We start from the raw sequence: 18,034 nt of genomic DNA, 5'->3' as shown, positions 1-18,034 counted from the left end.
CAATTTAGGTTACTTTTTTGTGAAGCAATTAAAAAACTTCACTTACTTGCGTTGCATTACACGTAATAACCGTGACGTTTTCGTAGCCTACGCGGGTGAGCGCTTCTGCACCTAAGGTGGCGCGGGCACCGCTGGCACAATGTAAGTAAATAGGGCGCCCTGCATCTTTTTCAATTTCCATTAGCTTCATTTCGAGTAATCCGCGTGGAATATTTATAGCTCCAACCGCCGCTACATTGGCATGCTCAGCAGGTTCGCGCACATCAATAAGCAGCCCTTTATTTTGCTCAAGCTCTTGCTTTGCTTGCGCTGCATCAATGCGGCGCTGGTTAGGTGTGATAATTTTTAGTAAATCAGGAATTGAAGTAAGCATTAGTCTGTAAATCCTCTTTTGCGCAAAAAAGACATTAACGGGCACCATTTAGTGAAAGCTGATTGCACTAGGTTAACGCCAATAAATAACGTTAAAAATTGAAAGTTACTATCAACAAAGTAGCTTAAAAGCACTGAGATTGTAACGGCACTACCGCCAATTAAGAGTATGGCGTCACTTATTTTCATGAATTGACCTTAATATTAGTTTTTTCTAATGTTAATTATATTAGAACTTACTAATGTAAAAGTCTATAATTAAAACACGCAAAATAAATAAGTATCACAATGAATATTGAACAACTTGCAGTCAACGCTCAGCAGGCAGAGCAATTTTTAAAATTAATGGCAAATAAAAACCGTTTAATGATTTTATGCAGTTTAGTGCAAGGTGAGCAAAGTGTGGGTGAGTTAAATCAAAGTGTTCCGCTGGCGCAGTCTGCTTTGTCTCAGCATTTAGCGAGTTTACGTAAAGCGCAGCTAGTGGCTACTCGTCGTGATGGGCACACTATTTATTATTCGTTAATCGACCCAAAAGTTGAGTCGATTATTACGTTACTTTATGAATGGTTTTGTAAGCAAAGTACGGCTGAGTAGTTTGCTTTAAATAAAAGTGGCAATCTCATCAAGCGACTTTTTATCAAGTGCATGGGCAGGTACAGTTGCATCGTCACTTGGGTAGCCTGCAATAAGTAACATGTAAGGGCGTTCGTTGTCTTTGTCGCGCTTACATATATCGGTTAAAAAGCTCATTGGTTTTGGGGTATGGGTAAGCGTTGCTAAACCACTACGGTGCAGAGCTTGAATTAAAAAGCCGGTAGCTAAGCCAACAGACTCATGCACATAATAATTGGTGTTTTTATCATCGGTGTTTACGCCGCCCTTTTTTTGGCTAAATACTGCAATAAGCCAAGGCGCGTGTTCTAAATAGGGTTTATTGGCGTCGGTACCTAATGGTTTTAGCGCATCAAGCCACTCTTCTCCTGCTCTGCCTTCGTAAAAAGAACGCTCTAGTTTTTCGGCGGCCTCTCTTATTTGTTTTTTTACATCGCTACTATTTATAGCCACAAAATGCCACGGTTGATGATTAGCTCCACTAGGCGCAGTACCAGCGGCTTTAATACAGGCTTCAATTATATTTTTAGGCACGGGTCGGTCGCTAAAGTTGCGAATGCTATGGCGGCGCTGGCTGGTTTGTAAAAATTCGTTTGCACGTTCTAGCATTTCATCGTGAGGGTATTCTATAAAGTCGTTTAGTGGCTGGCTTTGATGTTTTTGCATGGCTTTACGCTTCTTATAAATAGTGTGTGTGGTTTTTATACCGATTGAATAAATGCGAGGCAAGTATTATTACCTATCTGTTTATTTATTGTTACAAAATTAACCGCGGTGTAACTTATGTTCCTTTTTTTAATGTGGTATAAAAAGCGCAATAAAAAAACTATTAAAATTCAAGGAAGTAAAAATGCTATCAATAACAGGGTTATCTAAAACCTACGATAATGGCGTACATGCACTACAAGGTGTTGATTTATCAATAGGAAAAGGAATGTTTGGGCTACTTGGGCCAAATGGCGCGGGTAAATCATCACTAATGCGTACTATTTCTACGTTGCAATCTGCCGATTCGGGTTCAATTACTTTTGATGGTATTGATGTTTTTAAAGACCCACAGGCTCTGCGCCAACGTTTAGGTTATCTCCCGCAAGACTTTGGTGTGTATCCACGTGTTAGTGCTTACGACTTGCTGGACCATATGGCTGTTTTAAAGGGCATTCATAATAAAGGCGAGCGTAAAGAGTCGGTGGAAGGCTTGCTTGCACATACTAATTTGTATCAACATCGCTCAAAAGCGGTAAGTGGCTTTTCGGGCGGTATGCGCCAGCGCTTTGGTATTGCACAAGCCTTACTAGGTGACCCTGACTTACTAATCGTTGATGAACCAACAGCAGGGCTAGACCCTGAGGAGCGAAATCGTTTTCATAACTTGTTAGTAAGCTTAGGTGAGCAAAAAGTCGTTATATTATCGACCCACATTGTTGAAGATGTAGCAGAGCTGTGCCCAAACATGGCCGTACTGGCAGGCGGAAAAATACTATTAGAGGGTAACCCCATTGCTCTTACCGATAAACTCCAAGGCCAAATTTGGCGCAAAGCTATGAGCCAAGAAGAAGCGCTAGAGCTTGAACCGCAACTGCCTGTTATTTCAAAACGCTTATTTGCTGGGCAAACCATATTACATGTATTAGCCAATGAAGCCCCAGAAGGTTTTGAGCTCAGCAGTGCAAACCTAGAAGATGTGTATTTTTCTACGTTGCTTAATCATCGTAACAGCCAAGTAGCATAAGGGGGCGCTATGTTTTTTAATATGCTCGCGTTTGAGCTGCGCTATTTTGTGCGCCAGCCTTCGTTTTATGTGACCTCATTAATCTTCTTTTTTATGGCGTTTTTTATAAGCTCCAGCAGTAAGTTTCCGTTAGGTGGGGCTAATGTTCATATGAACTCGCCTTATACCATTATGCTTTTAACGGTTTCCTTTTGTACGCTTGCTATGTTTTTAGTGGTTAACTTTGTTGCAAGCTCAGCGATTCGCAATAGTGAGACCAAAATGGATGAGCTGGTGTTTAGTAAGGCCGTTAACCCGCTTGCTTATCAATCAGGACGCTTTTTTGGTGCTTACTTGGTTGTGCTCGTTGTTTTTTTAACTGTGCCATTAGGCGTGTTTTTGGGAACTCAATTTGGGTTGTTGGTTGGCTGGCTCGATAGTGAGCTAGTAGGCCCTAATAAGTTTATATATTACGCAGCGCCTTTTTTATATTTAGCAGTGCCAAGCTTATTGGTGCTTAGTGCTATTTTTAATAGTGTAGCGGTTTATTTTAAAACCATGATGGCCGTATATGTAACGGCCGTGGTGATCTATATAAGCTACCAATTGGCGAGTATCTATTTTGATGATTTAGCGTTTAGAAATATTGTTGTTTACGCAGACCCATTCGGCTTAGGTTCGTTAATCGATTTAACACGTTACTGGACTGTAAGTGATAAAAATACCGAAGTGTTAACGCTCTCGGGCGACTTTTTAATTAACCGTATTTTGTGGGTCGCAATAAGCTTAGCGATGTTTTTTGGCCTCGGAAAGTTAGGTAATCGCGTAGTAAGTAAAAAACAGAAAAAGCAATTTGCTGTTTCTACGTTTGTAAAAAATAAACAAGCAGCACTGATTAGCAGCGCAAAAAACTACAAGTCAAAAGGGGTCAATACGAAATCGCAATTACTAATGCGCAGCTTATTTGAACTTAAGCAAGTTATATTAAGTGCCCCTTTTATGATTTTAGCGGGTGTCAGTATTACTATGTTACTCGCACCACTTTTTGCGCCTATTGGCGCATATGGCACAACGGATTGGCCGCTCACACAAAACATGGTGGCCATTATTCAAAACTCCTCAGCTTTGTTTATGTTTATTATTATTGCTTATTACAGCGCAGAGCTGGTTTGGCGAGAACGCCACAGTGGTATGGGCGATATTGTTGACAGTTTCCCAGTGCATAATAGTGTGTTTTGGGTATCTAAAATTATTGCGCTAATCACTGCAGTTTGTGGTCTTTATTTAGTAGGCATGATGTTTACCATTGCAGTGCAACTATTTAAGGGGCAATTTAACCTAGAGCTTGGTCAGTACTTATTTAGGTTAGGCTACCTTACATTACTGCCTTTAATTATGATGGCTATTTTGGCCTTCTTTTTACAAATAATTAGCCCTAATAAATACATAGGTATGGGCTTGTTTATTTTGTATTACATTGCCCAAATGGTAATGGGTGCTTACGGGTTTGAGCATCATATGTATCATTTTTCGCAAAGCAGTAGCGTACCGTATTCTGATATAAACGGTTACGGGCATTTTTTACAAGGCGCACATTGGTATACCCTATATTGGGGTGCATTGAGTGTGTTTTTAGCTATTGTTGGGTTTGCTTTATGGCATCGCGGCCCATCGCAAACATTGCGTACTCGTTTATCTTTAGTGCGTTACAACATGTCTTTAAAAGGCCAGATTGCAGCGGTTATAAGTTTATTGGTATTTGTGGGCGCGGGCTATAACATTTATTACAACACCCGTGTAATCAATGAGTTTGTAACAAGTGATGAGACCGAAGCACTACAAGTAAGGTATGAGCAAGAGTTTTCACAATACAAAGATTTGCCACTGCCTATAATAACCGATGTTGACTTACACATTGATCTTTACCCTAAAAAGCGTGCTTTAAACGCTGTGGCTAAAATTAAGTTTACCAATACCGCAAACGAGCCAATAACCCGTGTGTTAATTAACGAGCCTAGCCAGTCTAAAAGCTGGGATGTAAAAATGGCAGGCGGAAAAATAGTAGAGCGTTTAACCGATTTTGGCATGGTATGGTTTGAGTTTGAACAACCACTAATGCCTAATGAAGTGCGCGAAGGTGAGCTTTTAGTCTCCCGTGAGCATAACGGTTTTGTTGATAGGAATTCAGATACTCAGCTCGTGCATAACGGTACATTTGTAAATAATGGAGAATTATTGCCAAATTTTGGTTATCAAAAGTATTTTCAAATTGCCGACAAATATGAGCGCCGTAAGCACGACTTACCCGAACTTGAACGTGCACATAAACTAGAAGATAGCCGTTTTTATACGCAAAATGAGTTTGGTCCTGCTAATGGGTTTATAAACTACAAGGCAACGGTAACCACCGATGAGTCGCAATTTGCTATTACACCAGGCTACTTAAAAAGTGAGAGTGTAAAAGACGGACGACGTACTTTTGTTTATGAAATGGATGCCCCCATTTTAAACTTTTATTCTGTGCTTTCGGCAGAGCTTGAAAGCAAAAAGGTTGAGCATAACGGTATAAATATTGAGGTGTACTACCATAAAGATCATGCATGGAATGTTGACCGTATGATTGAGTCGGTACAAGACTCTCTAGATTACTACACGCAAGCCTTTGGGCCATATCAGCATAAGCAGTTACGTATTATTGAGTTTCCTAAGTACCGCTCGTTTGCGCAAAGTTTTGCCAATACGGTGCCTTACTCAGAAAGTATTGGCTTTATTACAGACCTAAGAGATGAGAGTAAAGTTGACCTACCTTACTATGTAACCGCACATGAAATTGCGCACCAATGGTGGGGGCATCAAGTATCGGGAGCTAATGTAGAGGGTAGTGCTGTTATTTCTGAAACACTTTCCCAGTACAGTGCGCTTATGGTGCTAAAAAAGCGCTTTGGCGCCGAGAAGCTTCGTAAATTCTTAAAGTACGAGTTAGACAAATACTTAATGGGCCGCACAGGTGAAGCCTTCGAAGAGATGCCGCTGTATAAAACGCAGTCTCAGCTGTATCTTCACTATAATAAAGGCTCAGTTGCAATGATGGCTTTGTATGACAGATTAGGTGAAGAGCGCTTAAATGCCGCACTTAAAGCGTTTTTGAATGAGTTTAAATACCAAGCAACGCCATACCCAACCACACTTGATTTACTTAGTTATTTAAAGCGAGATGCAACACAAGCTGAACAACGTTTTATTGATGATCAGTTTAAATATATAACGCTTTATGAGCTTGAAATGAAAGCAGTGTCGGTTACAGATGATGTTGATAGCGAAGGTTTTTATACAGTAATGCTGAACGTTGAAGCAACTAAGCAGCATGCCGATGGACAAGGTGAAGAAACTGAGCAACCACTCGATGAGCTAATTGATATTGCATTATTTAGCGATGATCCTGAAAACTTACTCGCTGAAGACTTTGTTATTTACTCGCAAAAGCATCAAATAGTCTCTGGTACTAATACTATTGAGCTAAAAGTAAAAGAAAAGCCAGTGTACGCAGGGGTAGACCCTTACATTAAGCTGGTCGATAAAGACAATAAAAATAATTTAGCTAAGTTTTAATGATTAGCTACTAGGGCCTGTTTATCTTTCGAGGTTGAATTTGCAGCAGTGTGTTTGGTATTTAGGCAAGGCAGAGCTTATGTAGTGTGGTTATTCCCCATAAATAGGCGATAACGTAGTATAAATACCAAACACGCGCTGCCCGTTGGGTTCGTCCTAGGGGCTATTTACTCTTTGTTGTTCGGTTTTTACTTAGCCCACTAGGTTACAAACCTCGCGCCGCGATTAAATAGCCCCTAGATAGAACAAATTTAAATCCTGAAAGGTCAACAGGCCCTAGCTGAAAGGCTGCATTTAGTGCGGCCTTTTTTGTTTTAGCTAATGTGTATAACACTAGCTCTCAATAATACTTAATCACTTCAGAGCTAAACGTAGCAGCTGGCTGCGTTAAAGCCTCTGGTTTAGAACAACTAAATAGCGAATTTTCGGCTAGGTTTCGCCACGTTTCTCTTGCCTCAAAATAGATTAGTAAATTAAGCGAGTTGGCATTGCGGGTAAATGATTTAATAGCAAGGAGATAGTGATTGATTAACTGAGGCGCATGGTAGAGCGTATTAGCTGCTAACCTCACAGGACGTTATGAGTATTAGGCTGCCCTAAAAACGAGAAAAGGGCCAAAAGGCCCTTAGTGTTGCAGCAAGTAACACATTTTGTTTTAAAGCGTAAAGTCTACCGCGTAGCCTACGTAAACTTTAACATCTGACTCATCCATGTCGGTGTCAGATACGCCAAAAGTAAAACCATCTTTTGATACAGAAATACCGTAATCAATAATATTGTCATCGCCAATAAAGTCGCCAGAGTAGTGACCTAAGTGCAGCGCAACCTCAGTACCATTACTGCCAACAGCAAAGCTGTAATCGGCATTTAGGTAGAGTGAATCGCCAAAGTCGGTGCCATCACCATCTGCGGCTGAAGTGGCAAGGATTGCCGCACCAAAGGTGAAACCTCCTGTGCTGATGCTACCGTAAATCTCAGAGAAATCTGCATCTGCCTCAGAAGCTGCATCTGGGTAAGCGTAATAAATATAGCCTACATCGTAGCTAAAAGTGTCGTTAATATCGCCACCAAAACCCGCGTAAACATCAAGTTCGTAAGTCATTTCATCGGCCCATGAAGCATTTGATGCCCAAGTACCTACATAAAAGCCCGATTCATCAGCGTAATCAATACCGCCAGAAATAGCAGCATCGCCCCCAGTTTGCTCTTGACCACGCCATAAGTAGTTAGACGTAGCCGCTGCGTTTGCTGTTACCTCAGCATGTACGGCTGTTGATGTTAAAGATGTAGCACCCATTAATGCTATTGCGCTGATAGCGATGGTTTTTTTTAGTTTTAGCATGTCCATTTCCCGTTATATGATTTTTATCGCCTAGGTTTTTATTCTCTTATTGGCAACCCTTTGACTGGCGGTGTTTTATTGTTTAACTGGGAATGCAATTGCACTGTATGTGCCAGCTTAAAATAATTTTTATAAAACTGTTTTTTTATTTTTATAAAACAATATGTTGAGAAGTTTTAGAAGAGGGAATGATTGAGAGGGTTAATAAAAAAACGCACACTGCTGGTGCATAAATTAACCTAACTGCACCAGAAAAATACAGTTAGGTTAGGTAAATTTAGCCAAATATAGTGCGCATAAGACTAATTGTTTCGTTTACTCCGCGGCCTTTTTGTACTTCGCTAATAATAGAGTCGCGTTTGCTACGAATATGCTCGGGAATGTCATCGGCTGCAAGTGCGCGGTCTACAAGTATTTCGGCTGACTCTTTGCCTCTACGTTGTGGTTTTCCCGCACTTGTTGTGCTGCGTTTAGGTTTGTTTAATAACTTAATATAATTTGAATTGTCGGCCGTGCTGGCATCTGCATAGTAAAAAAAGCACGGTAGTAATGCTTTTATACTGACCAGTTGCTCTTCTAGTTCATTGCTGCCATTAGCCATTTTAAACCACGACATAGCATGAATGCTTTGTACTATATCTTGCCAGTAGCGCTCAAAGTCGCGATTGTTTAGTTTTGTAATACCTAAAGCTGCGCATAATGCATCAAGACGGCTATTACTAATTGGTGTAAATACATCGGGGCGGCGCATTGCTAATAAACGGGTAGCAGGGGCAAGGGTTGGTTTTTCATCACTGCCGTTAAAGGCAAGTAAATAAGCAACAACAAACTGTTGGTAATCATCTTGGCTCACATCACCTTCAAGCGGGATGTTGGCAAGAGCATCGTCAAACGCACCAGGTAAGTCGGCTAGCATTTGATGAAAACCCTTTGCACTTTTTGTTGATGCAAACCACTCAACATCAAAGGTATAGGTGCTCGGGTCGAGCGTGGCAGTGTGTTTACCACTAAATGCCAGTAAATCCTCTGGGATCATATCTTTTAATGCTTGCTCACGAATAGTGTGCAAATACGTGGTAAGGCGAAGCTGTTCTTCCAGTGCAATAACTTCTTTATGTTGCTCTACAAACATACTAATAACAGGCCAAGGTGCTACACGTAGTGTTTTAAGCTGTAAAAAGCTAATTGCTGAGGTTAGCTGGTCGTGCAGCTTTTTTAAAACGGGGAGTTGTTGTGGCTCTAGTAAATCGTAATTTATACGGTCTTTACTTGCACTTAGCAGCTCATAACACCAGCCTAAAAAATCCTCTGGGTGGTTTTCTACTTTCACGGCCATTAGGTTTAGGCTTAGTTCTGAAGCTTGCTTCAAGATGTTTTGGTAAATTTGACTTTCTTGTTCGCCTAGCGCCATTTTTGACGGTGAAATTAGCAGTTTTTTCATGCCTTGTAGAGTCTCCGAGTAGATACATTTTTTAGCTGCTTTATTTTAGCGCAAATACGCCAATAGCAACAGGGCCGTGCATCATACCTAACAATTCAAGGGATGCAATGTTGTAGGGTTTAATACTTGATTAGATTTAAACTTGATGAGCTTTACTTTTAGTTACCAATTTCGCAAAGTTTACTTTTAAGCATAAATTCATTTCAAATCAAATAAATTACAATAAACAGCTTTTTTGTCACAACGACAATGATTTTAAAGCTAACACTCGCTATGATAAGAACATTATTTGCACGTTTGAAAGGATGATCATGAAGACCTTACTCAAAATTGTTGGTGTAATACTCTTACTTTGTATTGCGTTAATTATTGCCGCTCCGTTTTTAATCCCAACCGATACTATTTTTAATAAAGTATCTGAGCAGGTTGAAAAAACAACAGGGCGCACACTTACTATTAAAGGTGATAAAACGCTTAGTGTATTTCCTGCATTAAAGTTAGAGCTTAACGATGTGCACTTTGCAAACATGCAGACAGGCTCGCGCGACGACATGGCAAGTATGGAGCAATTAGCTGTGCATATACCCTGGTTATCGTTATTTGGCGGCGAATTCAAACTAGATAAGTTTGTTATTAACGAGCCCAATATTTTATTAGAAACTGATAAAAACGGTAAAGCTAACTGGCAGTTGTTTGATGCTGTAGCAGAGCAGCCGCAAGAGCAAACTCAATCAGGTGAGGCTGTTAAACTACCAGAGAACTTTGATATAGAGTTAGGTGAAGTGGCTATTTACGGTGGTACGTTTACTTACCTAGATGGGCAAACAGGCGCTAAACAACAAATTAGTGATTTGGAATTGGCTATTTTACTTCCTTCACTACGTAAAACACTAGAGATCAAAGGCGGCATTACATATATGCAAGAGCGCTTTGAGCTTGATGTAAAACTAGATACGCCAGCAAAAGCAATTGAAGGGGCGACGTTTGAGGTTACTCAAAGCGTAGACTCTCGCTTGGTCGATCTTACTTTTAACGGCAGTATTGCTCGCCAAGGTAAAGATATAAAAGGCGAGTTAGCGCTAAGTGGCGACTCTGTTAAAGATCTAGCAGCTTGGCAGGGCGTAGACTTAAATGCTAAACAAAACGCGTTTAATGCCTTTAGTGTTAACGGTAAAATGCACCTAGCGGGTGAAACATTTAATCTTGAAAAGTTAATTGCTACGTTAGATGAGCTAGAGATAAAAGGTAAAAGTGAGCTTAACCTAGGTAATCGCTTAGTTGTAAACGCTGATATTGACTTAGGTATGCTCGATTTAAACCCATATCTACCAGAGACAGTAGCGAAGCAAGAAGAGCCCCAGAGTGAAGAACCTAAAGCAGCACAGCCTATTGTTTGGGATGACACTAAAATCGATTTAAGTGCGTTAAATGCACTAGATGCAAATGTAGTTATTCGCTCAAGCGGTTTAAAAGCGAATGATATTGAGCTAGGTGCTAATCAATTTACAGTCGACTTAAACAACAGCGTTGCTAAATTAAGCTTAGATAGCTTTAAAGCCTATGAGGGCACTGGTAAAGGGGTCATTAATATAAATGCGCAGCAAACACCGTATAAAATAAGCACAAATTTTGATTTAGCCGACATAGACGCGCAACCGTTACTCACTGATGCGGCTGGCTTTGATAAACTTATGGGTAAAGGGTCATTAAATTGGAACTTAACCACGACCGGCCAGAGTCAAAAAACCTTTATTGATGCTTTAAACGGCAAGATTGGCTTTGAATTTACTGATGGGGCAGTCAAGGGCGCAAACATCGCTGAAATGGTTCGTAAAGGCAAAGAGCTTATTTCCGGTAATCTTGGCGCTGTAAGTGAGGGCTTAGATACGGGCTTTGAAGAATCTGAGCAAACTGACTTTTCTGCGCTCACTGGTAGCTTTAATTTTACGAATGGCGTGGGACATAATAATGATCTATCCCTGATGAGCCCACTTATTCGTATTACAGGTGAGGGCGATGTAGATTTACCCAAAACCAGTGTTGATTATCGGTTAGTAACAGGTATTGTTGATTCAATTGAAGGGCAAGGTACAACAGATGATAGCACGGGCTTTAAAATCCCACTGCGAATAAAAGGCCCATTCCATGACGTTGGCTTTAAGCTAGATGTAAGCAATGCACTTAAAGATGAAGCAAAACAAAAACTCGATGACACCAAAGAAAAGGCAAAAGAGAAAGCCAAAGACAAAGTAAAAGATAAATTAAAAGGGCTATTTGGCTAAAGCCATTTACTCCAGAAAAAAGAAACAGGGCGCTAATTGCGCCTTGTTTGTTTTATAACCACTTGTAAAATAGCTACATAGCGGTTTTTACTCAGTTTTAATCTGCTCCTCTATTAAATTAATTAAAAAATAACCTACCACTCACTAGCCAATGCTGGTACAATTGCCCGCCCTTAAGAGACAACACTGTTGTTTTTTGAGTGGGATTTAATCGAAGTGTCTTGATTTTAAACAAATTTAAGGCAAGTTGTAATTACTACACCGGAGGTCATTAACATGATCCAAATGCAAACTCAGCTGGAAGTTGCTGATAACAGCGGCGCTCGCAAAGTGCAGTGTATAAAAGTCCTTGGTGGTTCACACCGTCGCTATGCGGCAGTTGGCGATATCATTAAAGTTTCTGTAAAAGAAGCTATTCCTCGCGGTAAAGTGAAGAAAGGTGATGTTAAAAACGCGGTAGTTGTGCGTACCAAAAAAGGCGTTCGTCGTCCGGACGGTTCTCTGATCCGTTTCGATAGCAATGCGGCTGTTATCTTAAATGATAACTTGCAGCCAATTGGTACTCGTATCTTCGGCCCTGTGACTCGTGAACTTCGTAATGACAAGTTCATGAAAATTGTTTCACTAGCCCCAGAAGTACTGTAAGGAGTCTATCATGGCAGCAAAAATCCGTCGTGATGACGAAGTAATCGTACTAGCAGGTAAAGACAAAGGTAAGCGCGGCAAAGTGCTTTCAGTTGTTACTGAGTCTGGTCGAGTATTTGTCGAAGGCATTAACTTAATCAAGAAACACCAAAAGCCGGTTCCACAATTGAACCAAGCTGGCGGCATTGTTGAGAAAGAAGCGTCTATCGACGTATCAAACGTTGCGATCTACAACTCGGAAACGAGTAAAGCAGATCGTGTAGGTTTCAAGATTGAAGATGGTAAGAAATTACGTATCTTTAAATCTACTGGTAAAACTATCTAATAGTTGGAGTAGAATGATGGCGAAACTGCATGAAGTATATAAAGACAAAGTAGTTGCTGAGCTTCAAGAGAAGTTTGGTTTCAGCTCTGTCATGCAAGTCCCTCAGATCGAAAAGATCACATTAAATATGGGCGTGGGCGAAGCCCTAGCTGACAAGAAGATTTTAGATAACGCTGTTGCGGATCTAGAAGCTATCTCTGGTCAGAAACCTTTAATCACTAAAGCTCGCAAATCTGTTGCAGGCTTCAAAGTGCGTGAAGGCTACCCAATTGGCTGTAAAGTAACCTTACGCGGCGAGCGTATGTGGGACTTTTTTGAGCGTTTGGTATCAATCGCTATCCCACGTATCCGTGACTTCCGTGGTGTGAGTGCTAAGTCTTTTGATGGACGTGGTAACTACAGCATGGGCGTACGTGAACAAATCATCTTCCCAGAAATTGATTACGATAAAGTAGACCGTGTACGCGGTATGGATATCACAATCACAACTTCTGCGAAATCTGATGAGGAAGGCCGTGCGTTGTTAGAAGCGTTTAACTTCCCATTCAAGAAATAAGGGTAGGGTTATGGCAAAGAATTCTATGAAAGCGCGCGAAGCAAAGCGCACTAAACTAGTTGCTCAGTACGCTGAAAAGCGTGCAGCACTAAAAGCTATCATCAGCGATGTTAACGCATCAGAAGATGATCGTTGGGACGCGGTACTTAAGCTTCAAGCTTTACCACGTGATTCTAGCCCTGCACGTCAACGTAATCGTTGTAACATTACGGGCCGCCCACATGGTTTCCTTCGCAAATTCGGCATGAGCCGTATTAAAGTTCGCGAAGCAGCTATGCGCGGTGAAATTCCTGGCCTTAAAAAGGCTAGCTGGTAATAGTATCACGGGAGTAAGACTATGAGCTTGCAAGATCCTATCGCGGATTTGTTCACACGTATCCGTAACGGTCAATCAGCGAAGAAAGTATCTGTAACGATGCCAACTTCAAAGCTGAAAGTAGCAGTAGCTAAAGTATTAAAAGACGAAGGTTACATCGCAGATTTCGCAGTAAACAGCGAAGCGAAACCTGAGCTTTCTATCGAGTTGAAATACTTCGAAGGCAAAGCTGTAATTGAAAATATCCAGCGTGTTAGCCGCCCTGGTCTACGTATCTATAAGAAACGTGACGAATTACCGAAGGTAATGGGTGGTCTTGGTATCGCTATCGTATCAACTTCTAAAGGCCTAATGACAGACCGCGCAGCACGTAGTGCTGGTGTTGGTGGTGAAATCATTGGCTTTGTAGCTTAATCGGAGGGGAACTATGTCTCGCATAGCAAAGGCACCAATCAATGTTCCTGCCGGTGTAGAAGTTACATTAAAAGGCCAGGACATCACAGTTAAAGGCAAAAACGGTGAATTAACGCGTACTATCAACGATGCAGTTGAAGTACAACTTAATGACAACGTTATTACAACTTTACCTCGTGAAGGCGTAGCTAATGCATGGGCACAAGCAGGTACTGCTCGCGCTCTTATCAACAACATGGTTGTTGGTACGCATGAAGGTTACGAGAAGAAACTTCAGTTAGTAGGTGTTGGTTACCGTGCTGCAGCTAAGGGTAAAGTTTTAGACTTAACACTTGGTTTCTCGCACCCAGTTAATTTCGAAGTTCCTGAAGGAATTACGATTGAAACTCCAAGCCAAACAGAAGTTCTAGTTAAGGGCGTAGATAAGCAGTTAGTTGGTCAAACAGCTGCTAACATTCGTGCATACCGCAAACCAGAGCCATATAAAGGTAAAGGTGTTCGTTACGCAGATGAGAATGTACGCCGTAAAGAGGCTAAGAAGAAGTAAGGTAAGACGATGGATAAAAAAACAGCTCGTCTACGTCGTGCTAAACGCACTCGTAGAAATTATATTGAACAAGGCACAACGCGTCTTGTTATCCACCGCACGCCACGTCACATTTACGCTCAAGTAGTTAATGCTGAGGGTACTGTACTGGCTGCTGCTTCTACTGTTGAGAAAGCTATTAGCGAAACAGTTAAAGGCACAGGCAACGTTTCAGCTGCACAAGCAGTTGGTAAAGCGGTTGCAGAACGTGCGGCTGACAAAGGCATCGAAAAGATTGCTTTTGATCGCAGTGGCTTTAAATATCACGGCCGTGTGAAGGCGCTAGCTGATGCTGCGCGTGAAGCCGGTTTGCAATTCTAGGAGTAGACAATGGCTAACGTAGAAGCAAAGCAACAACAGCCTGATTTAGCTGAAAAGCTAATCGCGGTAAACCGTGTGTCTAAAGTAGTTAAAGGTGGTCGTATCTTTAGCTTCACTGCACTAACTGTAGTTGGTGATGGCGCAGGTAAAGTAGGTTTTGGTTATGGTAAAGCTCGTGAAGTTCCAGCTGCTATTCAAAAAGCAATGGAAAAAGCACGTCGCAACATGATCAATGTAGACCTAAATGGCAACACATTACAGCATCCTGTTAAAGGACGTCATGCTGGCTCACAAGTGTTCATGAAACCAGCATCTGAAGGTACTGGTATCATCGCAGGTGGTGCTATGCGTGCAGTACTAGAAGTTACTGGTGTGCAGAACGTACTTTCTAAATGTTACGGTTCTACCAACCCGATCAACGTAGTACGTGCAACGATTCAAGCTCTAGAGAACATGAACTCTCCTGAGTCAATCGCTGCTAAACGTGGTCTGCGCGTAGACGAAATTCTGGGGTAACCATGGCAAATAAAACTGTAAAAGTAACACAAGTAAAGAGCTCTATCGGTCGTTTACCGAAGCATAAAGCTACATTACGCGGTCTTGGTTTACGTCGTATCAACCACACTGTTGAGTTAGAAGACACAGCATGTGTACGTGGTATGATCAACCGAGTTTCTTACATGGTAAAGGTAGAGGGTTAATTTCATGCATTTGAATACACTTTCACCTGCTGCAGGTTCTAAAACTGCTCCAAAACGTGTTGGTCGTGGTATCGGTTCTGGTCTTGGTAAGACTGGTGGCCGTGGTCACAAAGGTCAAAAATCACGTTCTGGCGGTAAAGTACGCGTTGGTTTTGAAGGCGGTCAAATGCCTATGCAACGTCGTCTACCTAAATTTGGTTTCACTTCACGCAAATCGTTAGTATCTGCAGAAGTAAACCTTTTTGAAATCGCTAAAGTTGAAGGCGATGTGGTAGACCTAAACGCGTTACAAGCAGCTGGTCTAGTTAAAAAGAACGTTCTGTTCGTTAAAGTTGTTAAATCTGGCGAAGTTTCACGCGCTGTTACCGTTAAAGGCCTTAAGGCTTCTAAAGGTGCTCGCGAAGCTATTGAAGCTGCCGGAGGCAAGGTAGAAGACTAAGGAAGTACTAATGGCTAAACCAGGTCAAGATACACAAAGTGCACAAAGTGGACTTTCGGAATTGAAGCGTCGATTACTATTTGTTTTAGGTGCTATCATTATTTACCGTCTAGGTTCATTTGTGCCAATCCCTGGGATTGACGCCGCTGTACTTGCCGATTTCTTCGAGCAACAAAAGGGCACCATTGTTGAGATGTTCAACATGTTTAGCGGTGGTGCGCTTGAGCGAGCTTCAGTGTTAGCACTGGGTATTATGCCGTATATCTCGGCTTCGATTATTACGCAACTATTAACGCATATGTATCCTCCGTTTATAGAGCTTAAGAAAGAAGGTGAGCAAGGGCGTAAAAAAATTAGCCAGTATACACGCTACGGCACGCTTGTGCTTGCTACTATCCAATCAATCGGTATTGCAACTAGCTTACCGGGCATGATGGAAGGGTTAGTTGTTAACCCTGGTATCGGTTTCTACTTCACCGCAGTGGTGAGTTTAGTAACGGGTACTATGTTCCTAATGTGGTTGGGCGAGCAAATAACTGAGCGCGGTATCGGTAACGGTATCTCAGTTCTAATATTTGTTGGTATTGTAGCTAACCTGCCGTCTGCTATTGGTTCGACAGCCGAAATGGCGCGCCAAGGTGATTTGAATGTTTTTGTACTGTTGATGGTTGCGGTTATAGTATTCGCTGTTACTTATCTTGTAGTGTTTTTCGAACGTGGGCAACGTCGTATTGTTGTTAACTACGCTAAACGCCAACAAGGTCGTCAAGTATTTGCTGCTCAAAGCACGCATTTACCACTAAAAGTAAATATGGCGGGTGTTATTCCACCAATCTTTGCTAGCAGTATAATTCTGTTCCCTGGTACAATTGCAAGCTGGTTCGGCCAGGGTGAAGGTCCGGTCGCTGATGTACTACAAGCTATTGCAACAACGTTGACTCCAGGTCAACCTTTGTATGCGATGGTATTAGCAGCAGCTATCATCTTCTTCTGCTTTTTCTACACAGCGTTGGTTTTCAACCCTCGTGAGACAGCAGACAACCTGAAGAAATCTGGCGCATTTATCCCAGGTATTCGTCCAGGTGAGCAGACATCTAAATACATTGATAAAGTGATGACACGCCTGACATTGGCAGGTGCTTTGTATATAACCTTTATCTGTCTGGTGCCCGAATTCATGACTATGGCATGGCAAACGCCATTCTATTTCGGCGGTACATCAATTTTGATTATCGTTGTAGTAATCATGGACTTTATGGCACAAGTACAGACTCACCTGATGTCACATCAGTATGATTCTGTGCTGAAAAAAGCGAACCTTAAAGGCTACGGTCGATAAGGTCAGTTTACGGAGTTGAGCAATGAAAGTACGTGCTTCCGTTAAGAAAATATGCCGTAACTGTAAAGTTATTAAACGTGCTGGTGTAGTACGCGTAATTTGCAGTGAGCCTAAGCATAAGCAAAGGCAAGGCTAAGTAAACAGTCGTGCAGGCTGAGGTTTCTCGGCCTGTGTTTTTAGTTGTGATTTGGTCTTCGTTTGAGTATCCTTACGGGCTTTTCAAACTTTTGATTACCAAATTCAAATATAGGAGATGTGTTAGTGGCCCGTATCGCTGGCATTAACGTCCCTGATCATAAACATGCAGTTATTGGTTTAACAGCTATTTATGGCATAGGTAAGACTCGCTCTAAGGCTATCTTAGAAGCGACTGGTATCGCCGAGACCACAAAAATCGGTGAACTTTCAGACGAAACTCTTGACGTACTGCGTGATGCAGTTGGCAAGTACACTGTAGAAGGTGACCTTCGTCGTGAAGTTACTCTAAATATCAAGCGCCTTATGGACCTTGGTTGTTTCCGTGGCCTACGTCACCGTCGCTCTTTACCACTACGTGGTCAAAGAACAAAGACTAACGCGCGTACCCGTAAGGGTCCTCGTAAGCCTATTAAGCGATAAGGGGATAGTATTATGGCTAAGACACCAATTCGTCGTAAAAAGGTTAAAAAGCAAGTTGCTGATGGTATGGCTCATGTTCATGCGTCTTTCAACAACACTATTGTAACAATTACCGACCGTCAAGGTAATGCACTATCATGGGCTACTGCCGGTGGTTCAGGTTTCCGTGGTTCACGTAAATCTACACCATTTGCTGCTCAGGTTGCTGCAGAGCGTGCAGGTACTGCTGCTCAAGAATACGGTTTAAAAAATCTAGAAGTTTTCATTAAAGGTCCAGGTCCAGGTCGTGAATCTGCTGTACGTGCTTTGAATGCTGCTGGTTACCGTATTACCAACATTACTGACGTGACGCCAATACCACACAATGGTTGTCGTCCACCGAAGAAACGTCGCGTTTAACAA

General features: G+C 41.8%; 23 protein-coding genes. 18 read left to right on the top strand and 5 right to left on the bottom strand.

Going from position 1 to position 18,034, the window contains the following annotated elements:
- Positions 1–28: 28 nt before the first annotated feature.
- Both QUE46_RS15505 and QUE46_RS15500 read right to left on the bottom strand, forming a co-directional pair.
- The gene (locus QUE46_RS15505; protein WP_286245512.1) at positions 29–373 is read right to left on the bottom strand and encodes a rhodanese-like domain-containing protein; all 345 of its coding nucleotides are present in this window, start codon (positions 371–373) and stop codon (positions 29–31) included.
- Positions 373–561, bottom strand: a complete 189-nt coding sequence (locus QUE46_RS15500; protein ID WP_286245511.1) for a DUF2892 domain-containing protein — start codon at positions 559–561, stop codon at positions 373–375. The genes QUE46_RS15505 and QUE46_RS15500 overlap by 1 nt, the downstream gene beginning before the upstream one ends.
- Before the next feature lie 99 nt (positions 562–660).
- Here QUE46_RS15500 and QUE46_RS15495 point away from each other — a divergent pair, with 99 nt between their 5' ends.
- On the top strand, positions 661–969 hold the full coding sequence (locus tag QUE46_RS15495) for a helix-turn-helix transcriptional regulator (RefSeq protein WP_286245510.1): 309 nt from the start codon (positions 661–663) through the stop codon (positions 967–969).
- A gap of 6 nt (positions 970–975) precedes the next feature.
- On the opposite strand, the gene QUE46_RS15490 is transcribed toward QUE46_RS15495, so the two are convergent.
- Entirely contained in the window at positions 976–1,653 is a 678-nt protein-coding gene (locus tag QUE46_RS15490; protein WP_286245509.1) for a nitroreductase family protein, read from the bottom strand.
- Positions 1,654–1,837: 184 nt separating this feature from the next.
- Here QUE46_RS15490 and QUE46_RS15485 point away from each other — a divergent pair, with 184 nt between their 5' ends.
- Together QUE46_RS15485 and QUE46_RS15480 are read left to right on the top strand one after the other, a co-directional pair.
- Positions 1,838–2,719, top strand: a complete 882-nt coding sequence (locus QUE46_RS15485; protein WP_029773142.1) for an ABC transporter ATP-binding protein — start codon at positions 1,838–1,840, stop codon at positions 2,717–2,719.
- Positions 2,720–2,728: 9 nt separating this feature from the next.
- Positions 2,729–6,307, top strand: coding sequence for a M1 family aminopeptidase (locus QUE46_RS15480; protein WP_286245508.1), 3,579 nt, complete (start codon positions 2,729–2,731; stop codon positions 6,305–6,307).
- 655 nt (positions 6,308–6,962) lie between these two features.
- Here the strand turns inward: QUE46_RS15480 and QUE46_RS15475 are convergent.
- A complete protein-coding gene (locus tag QUE46_RS15475; protein WP_286245507.1) occupies positions 6,963–7,649 on the bottom strand; it encodes a TorF family putative porin in 687 nt (228 codons plus the stop codon).
- 277 nt (positions 7,650–7,926) lie between these two features.
- Complete coding sequence (locus QUE46_RS15470) at positions 7,927–9,090, bottom strand: hypothetical protein (RefSeq protein WP_286245506.1); 1,164 nt, start codon at positions 9,088–9,090, stop codon at positions 7,927–7,929.
- 311 nt (positions 9,091–9,401) lie between these two features.
- On the opposite strand from QUE46_RS15470, the gene QUE46_RS15465 reads away from it, so the two are divergent.
- From QUE46_RS15465 to rpsK, 15 genes are all read left to right on the top strand, one after another.
- Positions 9,402–11,372 (top strand): AsmA family protein, encoded by a 1,971-nt coding sequence (locus tag QUE46_RS15465; protein ID WP_286245505.1) that lies wholly within the window; start codon positions 9,402–9,404, stop codon positions 11,370–11,372.
- 276 nt (positions 11,373–11,648) lie between these two features.
- The gene (gene rplN, locus QUE46_RS15460) at positions 11,649–12,017 is read left to right on the top strand and encodes a 50S ribosomal protein L14 (RefSeq protein WP_004589211.1); all 369 of its coding nucleotides are present in this window, start codon (positions 11,649–11,651) and stop codon (positions 12,015–12,017) included.
- Between the two features lie 10 nt (positions 12,018–12,027).
- Positions 12,028–12,342, top strand: coding sequence for a 50S ribosomal protein L24 (gene rplX / locus QUE46_RS15455; RefSeq protein ID WP_004589210.1), 315 nt, complete (start codon positions 12,028–12,030; stop codon positions 12,340–12,342).
- A gap of 16 nt (positions 12,343–12,358) precedes the next feature.
- Complete coding sequence (gene rplE, locus QUE46_RS15450) at positions 12,359–12,898, top strand: 50S ribosomal protein L5 (protein ID WP_010392500.1); 540 nt, start codon at positions 12,359–12,361, stop codon at positions 12,896–12,898.
- Positions 12,899–12,908: 10 nt separating this feature from the next.
- On the top strand, positions 12,909–13,214 hold the full coding sequence (gene rpsN / locus QUE46_RS15445) for a 30S ribosomal protein S14 (protein WP_004589208.1): 306 nt from the start codon (positions 12,909–12,911) through the stop codon (positions 13,212–13,214).
- A gap of 21 nt (positions 13,215–13,235) precedes the next feature.
- Positions 13,236–13,628: a 30S ribosomal protein S8 gene (gene rpsH, locus QUE46_RS15440; RefSeq protein ID WP_004589207.1), complete on the top strand. Its 393-nt coding sequence runs from the start codon at positions 13,236–13,238 to the stop codon at positions 13,626–13,628.
- 13 nt (positions 13,629–13,641) lie between these two features.
- On the top strand, positions 13,642–14,175 hold the full coding sequence (gene rplF, locus QUE46_RS15435; RefSeq protein WP_138541031.1) for a 50S ribosomal protein L6: 534 nt from the start codon (positions 13,642–13,644) through the stop codon (positions 14,173–14,175).
- Positions 14,176–14,184: 9 nt separating this feature from the next.
- Positions 14,185–14,535, top strand: a complete 351-nt coding sequence (gene rplR / locus QUE46_RS15430) for a 50S ribosomal protein L18 (RefSeq protein WP_004589205.1) — start codon at positions 14,185–14,187, stop codon at positions 14,533–14,535.
- A gap of 9 nt (positions 14,536–14,544) precedes the next feature.
- Entirely contained in the window at positions 14,545–15,051 is a 507-nt protein-coding gene (gene rpsE, locus QUE46_RS15425; RefSeq protein WP_004589204.1) for a 30S ribosomal protein S5, read from the top strand.
- 2 nt (positions 15,052–15,053) lie between these two features.
- Positions 15,054–15,236: a 50S ribosomal protein L30 gene (gene rpmD / locus QUE46_RS15420; RefSeq protein ID WP_004589203.1), complete on the top strand. Its 183-nt coding sequence runs from the start codon at positions 15,054–15,056 to the stop codon at positions 15,234–15,236.
- 4 nt (positions 15,237–15,240) lie between these two features.
- A complete protein-coding gene (gene rplO, locus QUE46_RS15415) occupies positions 15,241–15,675 on the top strand; it encodes a 50S ribosomal protein L15 (protein WP_004589202.1) in 435 nt (144 codons plus the stop codon).
- A 10-nt stretch (positions 15,676–15,685) separates the two neighbouring features.
- Entirely contained in the window at positions 15,686–17,014 is a 1,329-nt protein-coding gene (gene secY / locus QUE46_RS15410; protein WP_055015418.1) for a preprotein translocase subunit SecY, read from the top strand.
- A gap of 22 nt (positions 17,015–17,036) precedes the next feature.
- Positions 17,037–17,150 carry a 50S ribosomal protein L36 gene (gene rpmJ / locus QUE46_RS15405; RefSeq protein ID WP_002959476.1) on the top strand — a complete coding sequence of 38 codons (114 nt, stop codon included), beginning with the start codon at positions 17,037–17,039 and terminating at the stop codon, positions 17,148–17,150.
- Positions 17,151–17,275: 125 nt separating this feature from the next.
- Complete coding sequence (rpsM, locus tag QUE46_RS15400; protein ID WP_004589200.1) at positions 17,276–17,632, top strand: 30S ribosomal protein S13; 357 nt, start codon at positions 17,276–17,278, stop codon at positions 17,630–17,632.
- A gap of 12 nt (positions 17,633–17,644) precedes the next feature.
- The gene (gene rpsK / locus QUE46_RS15395; RefSeq protein WP_002959471.1) at positions 17,645–18,031 is read left to right on the top strand and encodes a 30S ribosomal protein S11; all 387 of its coding nucleotides are present in this window, start codon (positions 17,645–17,647) and stop codon (positions 18,029–18,031) included.
- Positions 18,032–18,034: the final 3 nt, after the last annotated feature.

The organism is Pseudoalteromonas sp. MM1 (assembly GCF_030296835.1).
Classification (GTDB): domain Bacteria; phylum Pseudomonadota; class Gammaproteobacteria; order Enterobacterales; family Alteromonadaceae; genus Pseudoalteromonas.
This window is presented reverse-complemented; position numbering and strand designations above follow the sequence as displayed.

Bases quoted from the DNA above. Each gene is read 5' to 3' on its own strand.
- secY (WP_055015418.1), top strand. From the start codon at position 15,686: ATGGCTAAACCAGGTCAAGATACACAAAGTGCACAAAGTGGACTTTCG.
- rplN (WP_004589211.1), top strand. From the start codon at position 11,649: ATGATCCAAATGCAAACTCAGCTGGAAGTTGCTGATAACAGCGGCGCT.
- QUE46_RS15465 (WP_286245505.1), top strand. From the start codon at position 9,402: ATGAAGACCTTACTCAAAATTGTTGGTGTAATACTCTTACTTTGTATT.
- rplE (WP_010392500.1), top strand. From the start codon at position 12,359: ATGGCGAAACTGCATGAAGTATATAAAGACAAAGTAGTTGCTGAGCTT.
- QUE46_RS15485 (WP_029773142.1), top strand. From the start codon at position 1,838: ATGCTATCAATAACAGGGTTATCTAAAACCTACGATAATGGCGTACAT.
- rplR (WP_004589205.1), top strand. From the start codon at position 14,185: ATGGATAAAAAAACAGCTCGTCTACGTCGTGCTAAACGCACTCGTAGA.
- rplX (WP_004589210.1), top strand. From the start codon at position 12,028: ATGGCAGCAAAAATCCGTCGTGATGACGAAGTAATCGTACTAGCAGGT.
- rpsE (WP_004589204.1), top strand. From the start codon at position 14,545: ATGGCTAACGTAGAAGCAAAGCAACAACAGCCTGATTTAGCTGAAAAG.
- QUE46_RS15500 (WP_286245511.1), bottom strand. From the start codon at position 561: ATGAAAATAAGTGACGCCATACTCTTAATTGGCGGTAGTGCCGTTACA.
- rplF (WP_138541031.1), top strand. From the start codon at position 13,642: ATGTCTCGCATAGCAAAGGCACCAATCAATGTTCCTGCCGGTGTAGAA.
- QUE46_RS15480 (WP_286245508.1), top strand. From the start codon at position 2,729: ATGTTTTTTAATATGCTCGCGTTTGAGCTGCGCTATTTTGTGCGCCAG.
- QUE46_RS15495 (WP_286245510.1), top strand. From the start codon at position 661: ATGAATATTGAACAACTTGCAGTCAACGCTCAGCAGGCAGAGCAATTT.
- rpmD (WP_004589203.1), top strand. From the start codon at position 15,054: ATGGCAAATAAAACTGTAAAAGTAACACAAGTAAAGAGCTCTATCGGT.
- rpsK (WP_002959471.1), top strand. From the start codon at position 17,645: ATGGCTAAGACACCAATTCGTCGTAAAAAGGTTAAAAAGCAAGTTGCT.
- QUE46_RS15505 (WP_286245512.1), bottom strand. From the start codon at position 373: ATGCTTACTTCAATTCCTGATTTACTAAAAATTATCACACCTAACCAG.
- QUE46_RS15470 (WP_286245506.1), bottom strand. From the start codon at position 9,090: ATGAAAAAACTGCTAATTTCACCGTCAAAAATGGCGCTAGGCGAACAA.
- QUE46_RS15475 (WP_286245507.1), bottom strand. From the start codon at position 7,649: ATGCTAAAACTAAAAAAAACCATCGCTATCAGCGCAATAGCATTAATG.
- rpsN (WP_004589208.1), top strand. From the start codon at position 12,909: ATGGCAAAGAATTCTATGAAAGCGCGCGAAGCAAAGCGCACTAAACTA.
- QUE46_RS15490 (WP_286245509.1), bottom strand. From the start codon at position 1,653: ATGCAAAAACATCAAAGCCAGCCACTAAACGACTTTATAGAATACCCT.
- rpmJ (WP_002959476.1), top strand. From the start codon at position 17,037: ATGAAAGTACGTGCTTCCGTTAAGAAAATATGCCGTAACTGTAAAGTT.
- rplO (WP_004589202.1), top strand. From the start codon at position 15,241: ATGCATTTGAATACACTTTCACCTGCTGCAGGTTCTAAAACTGCTCCA.
- rpsH (WP_004589207.1), top strand. From the start codon at position 13,236: ATGAGCTTGCAAGATCCTATCGCGGATTTGTTCACACGTATCCGTAAC.